The sequence below is a fragment of the Paraburkholderia sp. genome (assembly GCF_026225065.1).
Lineage (GTDB): Bacteria > Pseudomonadota > Gammaproteobacteria > Burkholderiales > Burkholderiaceae > Paraburkholderia.
On sequence record NZ_JAMFSB010000145.1, the window covers coordinates 19,436 to 31,952 of the forward strand.

A 12,517-nucleotide genomic window follows, 5' to 3' on the forward strand; every position below is an offset into this window, starting at 1 on the left:
GTGGAAAGGAACTTCTTTTTGTTAGCGGCGTCTTGCGTGCGCCGTCACGACAATAAAATCGGCTTCGCACTCAACAACGGTCAGACCTGATCCGGCGATGCGTGCACGAGTCGGTGTACTGCTTCCACGACGGCTTCCGGGCTCGCCTGATTGAGGCCGGCGATATCGAGCGCGCTACCGTGCGCCACAGAGGAAAACAGGATGGGCGTGCCGATCGTCATGCCTGCCGTCCGGTTGGTGGCCAGCAGCTTGGCGGCGATATGCCCTTGGTCGTGGTACATCACGATGAAGGCGTCGTAGCCGGACTTCTTGAACATCGTATCGGCGCCGAAGGGGCCGTCGACATCGATGCCGCGCTCGCGTGCTGCTTTCAGCGCGGGCTCGATGATACGAGCCTCATCGTCGCCAAACATGCCGCTTTCGCTGGCGTGCGGATTAAGACCGGCGACAGCGATCCGCACAGGCTTGCCGTGGCGGGCGAGTACCGCATGAGCCGCGCTGATCACGCTCAGGACACGTGCCTCGGTAATCAGATCGAGGGCGTGGCGCAGACTCACGTGCAGCGTCGTATGCACGATGCGCGTGGAATCGAAGCACAACATCAGATAAGCGTCGTCGACGGGCGTGCCCGTGCAACGCGCGACAAACGACGGGTAACCGTCGAAGTCGATGCCCGCCTCTTTGATGGCGTACTCGGTCTGCGGGCAGGCGACCACGGCGCGGACGTCGCCCGCCATGGCCGCTTCGATGGCGACGCGTGCCGACTCGATAGCCGAGCGTCCATGCGCTGCCGCGACCTTGCCGACGCGCAGCGGTTCGGCCGAGAAGTGGTCGAGCGCCATGAGCGTGACATCCGCGGGACCGGTGATCGCCGGCTGCTTCGCCGACTGAACCGAATGGATGCGGGCGTCGATCTGACTGGCCTTGGCGTGGTAGGCGAGTGCCTGAGCATCTCCCACGAGGATCGGTTCGCAGATTTCCAGAACGCGTCGGTCAAGCGCTGCTTTGAGCGCGATTTCCGGGCCAATCCCGGCCGGGTCGCCTAGTGCGATGGCAATTTTGGGGCGGCTCATTTACTCGGACTCCACAAGTTCGATTCCAACCTCGTCGTTTTCCACGTAGGTCTTGTACGTCTTTAACGGAATCATGCACGGCGGCGCCACCACTTCACCCGTGCGGATATTGAAGGCGCCATTGTGGAAGTCGCATTCCACGACTTCCCCGTCGATACACCCTTCAGACAGTGAACCTGGGCCATGTGTACAGGCGTCGTCCGTGACCAGATAGTCACCGGCGACATTGAACACGGCGAGCGTCAGACCTTGCTTCTCGATCTTGATGGCCTTCCCGGAACTGACATCTGAAACTTTACAAAGCCCCATGCGGGTACACGACTGCGGCATCGGAAATCTCCGTTTGACAAAGGATTCGAGCGGATGATAACTTTGTTCTATTGAAAAGAACACTGTTCCTTCATATGGAACAAGTGAAATTTGAGGTCCTACTGGCGTGGCGCCGGACGGAAGAATTGCTATCAAGAACGCAAGGGCAAAACATGTTGAGGAAAGAACAAAACGATCTGTTGACGCAAACGGGTACCCGCACGCCGATGGGCGAGATGTTCCGCCGTTACTGGTTGCCGGCACTGCTGGCCGAGGAAGTTGCGGAAGCGGGCGGCGCGCCGGTCAAACTGCAGTTACTGTCGGAGCGGATGCTGGCGTTTCGCGATTCCGAGGGGCGTCTTGGCCTGATCGACGAGTTCTGTGCGCACCGTGGCGTGTCGCTCTGGTTCGGGCGCAACGAGGAGGGCGGCATTCGCTGTCCGTACCATGGCTGGAAGTACGACGTGAACGGCCAATGTATGGAGGTGCCGTCGGAGCCGGCTGAAAGCGGTTTTTGCAACCGCATCAAGCTCAAGTCTTATCCGCTGATCGAGCGCGGCGGCATTGTCTGGGTGTACATGGGTCCGCCGGAAGATCAGCCGCCCCCGCCGGAATTCGAGTTTGCGACACTGCCGCTCGGGCGCAGCTTCATTACCAAGCGCTTTCAGGAAACCAACTGGCTGCAGGCGCTGGAAGGCGGCGTGGATTCGAGCCACGTCTCGTTCCTGCACGGCGCCAGCCTGCATCACGACCCCTTGTTTAAGGGGGCAAAAGGCAATCAGTACAACCTCAGCGACCTGAGCCCGGTGTTCGAGGTTGTCGACACAGAGGGTGGCCTTTTCATCGGCGCGCGCCGCAATGCGGAGAACGAGCAATACTACTGGCGTATCACGCCGTGGGTGATGCCTTGCTTCACACTAGTGCCGCCGCGCGGCGACCATCCGGTGCATGGGCATTTCTGGGTGCCGATCGATGACGAACATTGCTGGGCGTGGAGCTTCGATTACCACCCGACGCGCGACCTGACGCAAGCAGAGATCCAGGCAATGAAGGAAGGCCACGGCATTCACGTCAAATACGTGCCGGGTACCTATCGTCCGCTGCAGAACAAGGACAACGATTACCTGATGGACCGCGCGGCGCAGAAGGCGGGCCATACATACAGTGGTGTGGAAGGCATCGGCATGCAGGATGCGTCGCTGCAGGAAAGCATGGGGGCGATCCAGGACCGCACGCGAGAAAACCTCGTATCGACCGACAACGGCATCATCATGGTCCGCAACCGCTTGATGAAAGCCGCCCGTGCACTGGCCGAGCAAGGACAACTGCCGCCGGGCCGCGACGCCGTGGCGCAGAGCATCCGTTCGGTTGCAACGGTGCTCCCGCGCGACGTTCCGTTTAAGGAAGGCGCGAAGGACGCACTGCGCGCCGAACCGGGCAAGCCCCATACCACGGTCTGATACCGGACAAACGGCAAAAACGTCCACTGATGCAAACACGCGAATCCGAATCCAGGCGCGCTCAGGCGCGACCCTCTCCCTCCGGCTGGCCGGAAGCGCGCTTCCGGATACGGGCAGCGAATGCGTCGCCCCGCACGGCTCGGGTAATCTTCCTGAACGAGGCAGACCCGGAGGTGGCCTTGTGCCGCTCGCGCGCGCCATCGTCGCATGTGCGCTTTTCGGGGCCGGCGGACTTTCGCGCGTCCACCGACCCCGGCTCCGGCTCGATGGCGCCCGAGCGCCTCGCGCAGTGGGCGGACCCGGTGGACCTTGTCCTCATCGTCGGCGACGAGGGGGATGATCCGGCCGCAGGTGTGCTGGCCGCGTGCGCCTACCGCGGCCGGCCTGTCACGATTTCCGGGTTGATCCGCCGGCGTCCCGGTACCGCGTCGCCAGACTCGCGGACTTCGGACACGTTGCGGCCTTTGTGTACGACGATGATGCTGGTGAACGACACCGGCTATCTCGACGATTTGCTGGACGCGCTGGGCGTCGGCGAATAATTGTGGAGTGAGACTTGAACAGTAAAGAATTGAATCGATGGTGGACCGTCGTAGGCGGCGCCATCTGCCTTTCGGTGGGCGCCGGGGTGATATCGGCATTCATGTTTGGCACCTTTATCCGTGCCATTGCCGCACAGAATCACTGGGGACGATCGGAGGTATCGCTTGGCCTGACCATTTTCGAATTCGCGATGGGGCCGGGCACAATCGTGCTTGGCTCGCTGGTCGACCGCTGGGGCGTGCGCAAACCCACGCTGGTGTTCCTGACGTTGTTCGCGCTTTCAATCGCGCTCGTCAGCGTGATGCCGCCATCGATACCGCTGTTCTGCCTGGCATTCGTGCTGGTCGGATTTTTTGCGCCCGGCAGCAATGCGTTGCCGTACGCGAAGGTCGTGTGTGCCCGTTTCGATCGTCATCGCGGCCTTGCGCTCGGCTTGACGGTCGGCGGAACGGCCGTAGGCGGCGCGCTGATGCCGCAGTACGCGGGCTATCTGCTGCGCAATTTCGGCTGGCGCGCCGGCTATCTCGGCGTCGCCGTTGCGGTTGCCGCGTTCTCCCTGCCCGCGCTGTACTTTCTTGTGAAGATGCCCCGCGAGACGCAACTTACGCCGCGTACCCGAAAGAACAATGCAGACTTGCCGAAGCTTTCGCAGATCGCACGGACTAGCCGCAGTTTTCGTCAGCTCGGCCTGGCCATCTTCTGCATGTCGGGGGTGATGCTTGCGCTGCTATCGCAACTGGTGCCGATGATGATGGACCGCGGCGCAACGATCCGTGTTGCAACCAGCATGCTATCGATCGCCGGCCTGTCTTCCGCGGTCGGGCGTTTGCTGGCCGGGTATCTGATGGATCGCGTGCATGCGCCGTACGTCGCCGCAGTGTCGTTCTCGATCACCATGATCGGCGTGCTGATCCTGGCGAACGGCGCCACGGGGACTTCCGCGATGGTGGCGGCCGCTTTGATCGGCGTCAGCATCGGTGCCGAGGCGGACATCATCACGTTCATTGTCAGCCGCTATTTCGACCTGAGGCTGTTCGGGCGCGTCTGTGGCGGTATCTGGGCCTGCTGGGGATGGGGCGCCGGCATCATGATCTTCCTGACCGGCCTGTGCTACGACCTGCTGCATTCGTATCACGTCGCGCTGTGGGGCTTTGTGGGGCTGACAGCCGTATCGATCGTGTCGATTTGCCGCCTTGGGCCGTACGTCTATCCTGAGCGGCGGGATGTCTACGCCGCCTACGCCGTTGTACCTGATGACGATGCGAGGGTTCAGGAGCCCGTGCGCTAGATACAACAGATGAGCAGTCCAGATGTTCTCGCGGCACGGTGAAGTCTCACCGTGCCGCGTGTCTTGCTACATACGCGTCAGATCTTGAACGACTCGAACGTCTCGGGTGCGAACAGGTCTTCCGGCGTCAGCAGTTTCCTGGAAAGACCCTGCTCGTACGAATAGCGCAAGAACACTTCCAGATTCGCGCGATTCTTCTGCAAGCCATACGGCCAGAAGTCATCGCCCATCTCCTTGCGGACTTCTTCGACGTGCGAGTTGAGCCACGGCAGCATCGCCTTTAGCGCAGCGGTCTCGTTGAGGTCTTCGTAGGTTCGGCGTTGCGATTCTACGAGCGCCTTGTAAAGCGATTGCGCAACCCAGCGGTTCGCCTCGTAAATCTCGCGGCGCACGACGACCGTGTGCATGATCGGGAAAAGCCCCGTCTCCTTGAAGTACTCGCGCTCGACATCGACGTAGTTTTCGAACAGCCGCGTCACCTTGCCGTCGCCTTTCCGATACGACGAGGGCATGCGCGCCGTGTAGAGCGCGTCGATTTCGCCGTCGTAGAGCATTTGCGACAGGGTCTTCTCCGGTCCGATCCGCTCCACGCGGATGTTGTCCGGCAAGTCGAGCTTGAGCTTTTCCGAACGGTTCGGCTCTTCTTCGCCACCGGTGAAGTATGTGACGCTGTCGACCGGCACGCCGTAATGGTCGGACAGAATGCCGCGGATCCAGACCGGCGCCGTCATCTGATATTCGGGGTTGCCGATGCGCTTTCCAATCAGGTCCTTAGGACTCTTGATACCGGAGTTCGCGTTGACGTAGATGCACGAGTGCCGGAAAAAGCGCGAGGGAAACACCGGGATGGCAATGAATGGCTGTGGATCCTTGAAGCACGACATGGTGTACGACGACAGCGACATTTCCGCTGCATCGAATTCACGGTTGCGAAGCATCCGGAAGAAGGTCTCTTCGACCGGCATGTTCAGATAGTTCAGATCGATGCCGTCGGGCTGGACGGATCCATCCATCAGCCCGCGAGTGCGGTCGTAGTTCCAGCAGCCGAAGGTGAGTTTAAGCTTTGACACGTGGTCGCTCCTGAGGACTGCGCAGCGCGCGCGACCGACGGCGCGCGTCGCCGTTGCGCAGTGGGTTCAATAAAACTGGTCGAAATGCACGCGATCGAAAGAAATCTTCCGGGCGAGCAACATGCGCTGGATAGCCTCGCCCATCGCCGGCGGTCCTGCGAAATAAATCTCCATGTCGCGCAGGCTGTCGCCGAGCAGTGTGTCGGCCAGGTCGTGCACGAAGCCGGTGTGGCTGATAGCGGCGTCAGCATCGCCGGGCTCAGGTGCCGAGACCGCCGCGTGAAACTGGATCCGTTCGCCGAAGCCGGGCAGAACTTCGAGCATGTCGCGGCCGCAGATGTCCTTGCTGGTGCGCGCGCCATACAGGAAGTGCAGTTTGGTGTCCTGAAGATTGGGGTCGAAAGAAAAACCGCGGGCGATCGAAATCATCGGGGCAAGACCGGAACCGCCAGCGATGCACACAATGTCCCGCTGCGCATCACGCCGCAGATAGGCGTGACCATAGGGGCCGTCGATCTCGATGCGCATACCGGGCTGCAAGCCCTCAAAGAGCGCGGCGGTGCCTTTTCCGCCCGGCACGCGGCGCACCTGGAACTGTAACGACAAGGCCGACCCTTCTTCCGCGACGTTGCTCATCGAATACGCGCGCACGCCGGTTACGCCGGGCAACGACAGTAGCGCGTACTGGCCGGGTTCAAACGGCAGCGGTTCGTCGAGCGAAAAGTGGAACTCGTGAATGTCGTGCGTAATGGGCCGGCATTGCGTCAAGGTCGCCGCCACACGGCGCGGCCGATGGACGGGCGCGTAGGGCGCCGAAGGCCTGACCTTGATCGTGCAGGCGGAGCCGGGCACCGACTGGCAACCGAGAAAGCGGCCGCGTTCGCGGTCCTTGTCGCTCCAGCCCGGTGCTTCGGGCCAGCGTTGCTGAAGCTCGCCGTCGACGAGCTGGAACTTGCAGTTGCCGCAGGCGCCCACATTGCATTCGTACGGAAAGGCAATGCCTGCACGCAGCGCGGATCGGAGAATGGTGTCGTCGGGCGGACAAGAAAATGTGACGTCGCCGCCTTCCAGGGTAATGCAATGAGTCAGTTCAGACATGGATCCACTATTCCCCTTCCGGGCAGGAAACAAGAGTTATGGGCGCCGGTATCCCAGTCGGGTCGAGATACCTTCAGCGGCGTTGATCAATAGCGGAGTGAATCCGCGCAATGCTTTTTTCGTCAGGCGTTGAGTCGGACCGCCGACGCTGATGGCGGCCACAACCTGACCGCTCAGGTCGCGAACGGGCGCAGCAATGCCGCGCATACCGGCTTCCGACTCTTCGTCGTCCATCGAGAAACCTTCGACGCGAATCTGTTCGAGCACCTTGAGCAGGGCGGCCGAACTCGTGTTGGTGTTCAGCGTGCGCGCCACGAGACCTTCCTTGATGACGCGGCCGACCACGTCGGGCGCACTGTGCGCGAGCAGGACGAGACCTTCGGAGGTGCAGAAAGCGGGCTTTCGCACCCCGATGTATGACCGCACCCGGATGGCCTGATTGCTCTCGAGGTTGAACAGATAAATGATGCTTGTGCCGTCGAGGATGGCGAGGTGAACAGTCTCATCGGTCTTCTCTCTCAATTCGTGAAGGAACGGCAGCGCCTGGGTGGACACGGTGAGCCGCCGGCGCACGAGCGCGCCGAGCGCGAACAGCTCGATCCCCAGCCGATAGCGGCCATTCTCCAGGTTCTGCTCGAGCAGCCCCTCGGCAAGCAACGTTGTGGCAAGCCGGTGCGCGGTGCTCTTGGCGAGCTTCAGCCGCTTGGCGAGCGTGCTGATACCGATTTCCGGCTCTTCCTCCGAAAATGCCTTGAGCACGCGGACAGCCGCGGTGACCGACGACAGCCGTCCCTCTGCAGGACTTTCAACCGCCGCTTCCTTCGAGCGCTGCGCCTCAGATGCATTCGTTGCCATAGACTTTACCTCAAAAGTTATTGAATGGAACATCGTTCCGTATAAGAGAACATTGTGCAGTTTTTGGCACGATATGTCCAGTCGCGGTCGCGACTCCTCGTAAGGACGAAAGTGTTGCGGTATGCCAAATGATAATCGTTCCAAGGCGACTGGGCGAATCATCGAAAAAGCTCCCACAGGCCCGCGCGGCTTGGTTCACGCCTCGCAGAGGCAGCACCACTCGTAATGTTCTCAGGGCTTACCCTGGCTGAATATTTCTTGACACAGATCAATGGAAATTGCCAAATACGACCGCTCACAAATAGGAACGACGTTCCGTATAAAGGAACGTTAAGCGAGTAATGCGGGAGCGATGCCGGCCGACGGGGACGGCGCGCGTATAGCGTGGGGTGGAGGTGGCAGGCGGTAGGGATGCCAGCTTGCGAACACCGCCTGACACAGGTTTGTTCAGCGCAGTTGCATCACAAAAACACGAGGAGATAGCAGGATGCGAGCAGGACTGTTGGGGCTTTTGGCGGCATTGGGTTTAACCTTTACCGGCGCCGCGTATGCGCAAAGTAGTGTCACGCTGTTTGGCCTGATGGACAACGGCGTCAGCTACATCAGCAACGAGCACGGGCACGGCCTCGTGAAGGCCAATGACGGCGTGTTCACGCCGAATCTGTGGGGCATCAAGGGTACCGAAGATCTGGGTGGCGGACTCAGGGCGATCTTTCAGTTGACCGACCAGTTCTCGGTCAACACGGGCAGCATCACACCCGGTCAGCAACTGTTCTCGAAGACGTCGTATATCGGCTTGCAGGACGACCGCTTCGGGACGTTCACCATGGGTAGCCAGTACGACTTCATGGCGATGTCGTTGTGGGCATCGGGTATCGACACGGCCGACGACGGCGGCTTCTTCTTCGGCTTTCCGGCGGGTCCGTTCCAGCGTCTCGGCATTCCGAACAACCCCACGGGCGAACTCGACTGGGATCGCAGCGAGGGCACGGCGATCGCGAATACGGTCAAGTATCTGAGCCCATCGCTGGGCGGTTTGACGGTTGGCGCGATGTATGGATTCGGCAACGTGGCGGGGTCGGTGGGCACGGGCAATTCATCTAGCTTCGGGCTGGACTATCTGGTGGGCAATCTGAAGCTCGGCGCGGCCTATACCGACGTGAAGTATGTCGTAACAGGCGGGCCTCAGGTGAGCATACGCAACTGGGGTGTGGGCGCCTTGTACACGTTCGACAACATCACGCTGCACGGACTGATCACGACCGTGCACAACATGGGTAACAGTGCGGCCGCGGCTGAAATGTCAGGGGGTGTGCGCTGGCAATTCACCCCGACGTGGATGTTGAGCGGCGAGTACATGTATCTGAAAGGCAATACGTTTCTCGACAACAATCACGCCAATCAGGTTGGCGCAACGCTGTTCTATATCCTGTCGAAGCGTACGACGGTTTACGTGAGTTCGATCTATCAGATTGCCAATGAAGGCGCTTCGGCGGAAATCAGCGGCATCACGGATACCGGCCCAGGTTCGAGCAGCAATAGCCAGGCCGTGTTCCGCGTGGGCATTCACACGGTGTTCTGAGCGGTGGGGGGAAGCCTCGCGCAACGCTTCTGCAGGTTGCGCGGGGTAATGCCCAGGCGTGGCTCATGCGTGTCTCAGGCGTAAGGCGTGCCCGCCATTGCGGCTTTCAGGCCAACAGTTCCCTTATCAACCATGGCGAGAAAGGTGGCTTTCGCTTTCTCGCTATCGCGACTCTGGCGAAAGCTCTGGTGACCCTGGGTGAAGGCCACGGTCCACGTGGCCAGGAACAGACCGGCTGCCAGATGAGCGTCGCGATCGGCAGGTTCCAGCCCTGCGCATTCGGATAACGCCACCGTCAGGAATTGCGCGAGCTCGTCGCGTATCGCTCTCGCCCGAGCCTTGAGCGTCTCGCTGTTTTCGATCGTCTCCACGAAGCCCAGGCTCCTGGCAGAGAATTCGACGAAAGGACTCCGGTCCGCAACCAGCCGGTGAGCGAGCAGTCGCAGCGCCTCGATCGGCGTGACGCGCGGATGGCGCTGCCGCAACGCTTCGCGCAGCATCTCGCGTCCCTCTTCGTCGCGATCGAAGAACATGTCCTCCTTGCGCGGGAAGTGATTGAAGACCGTCATCCGTCCAACGTCGGCCGCCGCCGCGATCTCGTCCACCGTCACATTCTCGAAGCCCCGTTCGAAGAAAAGGCGCGTGGCTGCATCTGATATGCCTTGTCGCGTGGCGAGGCGTTTACGGGATCGACGGTCGGGCGGTGTTGACATATTGTGATTTGTAGCATAATTTATGTACCAAGTACATATTTGGACTTAGTACATGATAGAGTCATTTGACGCCGATGTTGTCGTCGTGGGAGCCGGGCCAACTGGGCTCCTTACCGCCATTGAGCTGTCACTAGGTGGCGTGCGCGTCCTCGTGCTGGAGCGCCTGGCTGTGCCGAGCATGGTAACAAAGGCGTTGGGGATCGGAGCGCTTGGAACCGAGGCGTTGCAGCGTCGTGGGATGGTCTCCGCAATCGCCGCCGCAGAGGAGCGCACCTTCGCGGTAATGAAGAAACTCACGGAGCAGAACGGACCGGACGCGCGGGGTCGAGGCTCCAGGTTCAGTGGCCATTTCGCGGGGCTGTCCCTGATCCGGAAGGACGCGCAGAGAGAGCCGGAACGGCGTGCTCACCCGGTGGATCAGCAGGCTGTCGAAGCCATGCTCGCCGAACGCGCGCGCGCTCTTGAGATCGAGGTGCGCCGCGAGTGCGATGTAACCCGCGTTGTCCAGCAGGAAGACGGCGTCGAGGTGGAGTGGACTTCTCCATCAGGCACGGACCATATCCGCTGCGCCTACCTTGTCGGTTGCGACGGAGGGCGCAGCGCGATCCGCAAGATGGCCGGTTTTGACTTCCCCGGCACGGCGCCAACAATGACGATGTACCAGGCGAGTGTCGAGATCGACTATCCCGAACGCCTGTTGCCCGGAGGGTGGCGTCGCACATCGGGTGGTGTGTTCTCCTATGGGTTTCTCCCCAATCGGCTGGTTATGCTGGATTTCAGCGGTCCGCCAGAAGATCGCGAGGCGCCGGTCACACGTGAGGAGGTCGAATCCGTACTACGCCGCATCAGCGGCACGGACGTCTGTGTCAAAGCGCTTGAAAGCGGCAGCCGATGGACGGACAACACCCGGCTTGCGGATACCTACCGCCGCGGCAGGGTGCTGCTTGCCGGCGATGCGGCGCATATCCACTCGCCGTTTGGTGGTCAGGGTCTTAGCCTTGGGCTCGTGGACGCTGCAAACCTCGGCTGGAAGCTCGCTGCGGTGATTCGTGGCGAGAAGCCCGAGAGCCTGCTCGATACCTACACGGCCGAGCGGCGACCGGTCGCCGAAGGCGTTCTGGCGAACACGCTTGCCCAGGCCGCCATCATGCGGCCCGATCCACAGGCGGGTGCAATGCGCGGCATCGTGGCGAACCTCATGCAATTCGATGACGTCAACCGCTTCATCGGCGAGATTATGAGCGGTCTTGCCAGCCGTTACGATCTCGGCTCGGAGCGGGACGAGGTTGGACGGCTGATTGGCGACAAGCCGATCAGTCACGGCGATGCCAGCGTCTCGCTCTACGACGCCATGCAGGATGGGATGGGCGTGCTTCTCGACGCGTCAATCGACGGAAAAGCGACGAGGCTCGTGACAGCGAGCACGCAGAGGATACGCTGCGTCGCTGTCGATACAGGACCTTCGATGCTGATCCGCCCCGACGCCTGCATTGCCTGGGCCGCTGAGGATGGCAGCACGGACGGACTGGAGGAAGCGCTCCGGCGCTGGTTCATCCCGACACGGGACGACGGCTTACCCTTGCGCTAGACCCGCAACGCCGCGCGCAACTTTTCCGGCGATAGCGGCAAATCCCTGAAGCGCTGCCCGGTCGCGTTGGCAATCGCATTCGCGAGTGCTGCCGACATCGGTCCTTGCGATGCTTCGCCAACCCCGAGAAACGGGGTGCCCGGCCGGTCGATCAGATCGACATCGAGCACTTTCGGCACGGAAGAAAAGCGCAGGATCGGATAGGCGCTCCAGTCGAAACTCGTGATGTTGTGCTCGTCGAAGGTCGTGGCTTCGAACAGCGTCCAGCTGGCCGATTGCAGGATGCCGCCTTCGATCTGATTGCGCACGCCATCGGGGTTCACGATCTGCCCGCAATCGAGCGCGCTCGCGACGCGTTCTATCGTCACGTAACCGGTCTCGCGTTCTATCGAGATTTCGACAGCCAGAGCGCAGTACGCCATCAGGTTCTTGTACTTCGCGAAGGCAAAGCCGACGCCGCGTGACGGCGCGCCGGTGTGTGCGAGATGTGGCCAGCCGAAACGTTGCGCCGCACGTTCGATCACGGCATGTGCGCGTGGATCGTCCAGATGCTTCAGCCGGAACGCGACCGGGTCGGCGTGCGCAGCAAGCGCGAGTTCGTCGATGAAGCTCTCGATCGAAAAGATGTTGTGATACGCGCCGAGCGAGCGCATCGCCGACACGCGGATCGGCATGTCGGGTAAAAAATGATGCTGCACGTACAAGTTGGGCACGCGATACAACGGAATGCTGTTGCGGTCGCCGCCGCCTTCAGGCATCGGAATCGGCTTCGGTGGCGCGGGCGTGAAGGGTTTCGACAAAGACCATGTCGGCATGAAGCGCCCGGCGTTTTCGATGCGGTTGTTATGCGTATTGCTCCAGAGCTCGTACTTCCAGTCGACGATCTGCCCGCTTGCATCGAGTGACGCGGAGACATTACTCGACATCGCCGGTCCGAA

12 protein-coding genes are annotated in these 12,517 nt (G+C 61.2%); 5 read left to right on the forward strand and 7 right to left on the reverse strand.

The features are described from left to right. Nucleotides 1-80 precede the first annotated feature (80 nt). Both M0954_RS11190 and M0954_RS11195 read right to left on the reverse strand, forming a co-directional pair. The gene (locus tag M0954_RS11190) at nt 81-1,073 is read right to left on the reverse strand and encodes a 4-hydroxythreonine-4-phosphate dehydrogenase PdxA (RefSeq protein ID WP_297353202.1); all 993 of its coding nucleotides are present in this window, start codon (nt 1,071-1,073) and stop codon (nt 81-83) included. Then, nucleotides 1,074-1,403: a non-heme iron oxygenase ferredoxin subunit gene (locus tag M0954_RS11195; protein ID WP_074265173.1), complete on the reverse strand. Its 330-nt coding sequence runs from the start codon at nt 1,401-1,403 to the stop codon at nt 1,074-1,076. A gap of 152 nt (nt 1,404-1,555) precedes the next feature. On the opposite strand from M0954_RS11195, the gene M0954_RS11200 reads away from it, so the two are divergent. The 3 genes from M0954_RS11200 to M0954_RS11210 are packed head-to-tail and all read left to right on the forward strand — an operon-like array spanning nt 1,556 to nt 4,673. Then, nucleotides 1,556-2,842: an aromatic ring-hydroxylating dioxygenase subunit alpha gene (locus tag M0954_RS11200; RefSeq protein WP_297353204.1), complete on the forward strand. Its 1,287-nt coding sequence runs from the start codon at nt 1,556-1,558 to the stop codon at nt 2,840-2,842. Nucleotides 2,843-2,871: 29 nt separating this feature from the next. After that, nucleotides 2,872-3,384: a hypothetical protein gene (locus M0954_RS11205; RefSeq protein ID WP_133891340.1), complete on the forward strand. Its 513-nt coding sequence runs from the start codon at nt 2,872-2,874 to the stop codon at nt 3,382-3,384. 14 nt (nt 3,385-3,398) lie between these two features. Further along, nucleotides 3,399-4,673 (forward strand): MFS transporter, encoded by a 1,275-nt coding sequence (locus M0954_RS11210; protein WP_297353206.1) that lies wholly within the window; start codon nt 3,399-3,401, stop codon nt 4,671-4,673. A gap of 77 nt (nt 4,674-4,750) precedes the next feature. On the opposite strand, the gene M0954_RS11215 is transcribed toward M0954_RS11210, so the two are convergent. From M0954_RS11215 to M0954_RS11225, 3 genes are all read right to left on the reverse strand, one after another. After that, entirely contained in the window at nt 4,751-5,743 is a 993-nt protein-coding gene (locus tag M0954_RS11215) for an ABC transporter substrate-binding protein (RefSeq protein ID WP_297353208.1), read from the reverse strand. Between the two features lie 66 nt (nt 5,744-5,809). Next, nucleotides 5,810-6,841, reverse strand: a complete 1,032-nt coding sequence (locus M0954_RS11220) for a 2Fe-2S iron-sulfur cluster-binding protein (protein ID WP_297353209.1) — start codon at nt 6,839-6,841, stop codon at nt 5,810-5,812. A 36-nt stretch (nt 6,842-6,877) separates the two neighbouring features. Next, nucleotides 6,878-7,696: an IclR family transcriptional regulator gene (locus tag M0954_RS11225; RefSeq protein WP_122154236.1), complete on the reverse strand. Its 819-nt coding sequence runs from the start codon at nt 7,694-7,696 to the stop codon at nt 6,878-6,880. 487 nt (nt 7,697-8,183) lie between these two features. Here M0954_RS11225 and M0954_RS11230 point away from each other — a divergent pair, with 487 nt between their 5' ends. Then, complete coding sequence (locus tag M0954_RS11230) at nt 8,184-9,278, forward strand: porin (RefSeq protein WP_297353211.1); 1,095 nt, start codon at nt 8,184-8,186, stop codon at nt 9,276-9,278. Between the two features lie 74 nt (nt 9,279-9,352). Here the strand turns inward: M0954_RS11230 and M0954_RS11235 are convergent, their stop codons facing one another. Continuing rightward, nucleotides 9,353-9,991: a TetR/AcrR family transcriptional regulator gene (locus tag M0954_RS11235; protein WP_297353212.1), complete on the reverse strand. Its 639-nt coding sequence runs from the start codon at nt 9,989-9,991 to the stop codon at nt 9,353-9,355. Between the two features lie 52 nt (nt 9,992-10,043). Between M0954_RS11235 and M0954_RS11240 the strand changes: the two genes are divergently transcribed. Continuing rightward, nucleotides 10,044-11,579, forward strand: coding sequence for an FAD-dependent oxidoreductase (locus M0954_RS11240; RefSeq protein ID WP_297353214.1), 1,536 nt, complete (start codon nt 10,044-10,046; stop codon nt 11,577-11,579). Here the strand turns inward: M0954_RS11240 and M0954_RS11245 are convergent. Then, nucleotides 11,576-12,517, reverse strand: a 942-nt coding sequence (locus M0954_RS11245) for a molybdopterin cofactor-binding domain-containing protein (protein ID WP_297353216.1), incomplete at its 5' end; no start/stop codon positions are given. The genes M0954_RS11240 and M0954_RS11245 overlap by 4 nt on opposite strands.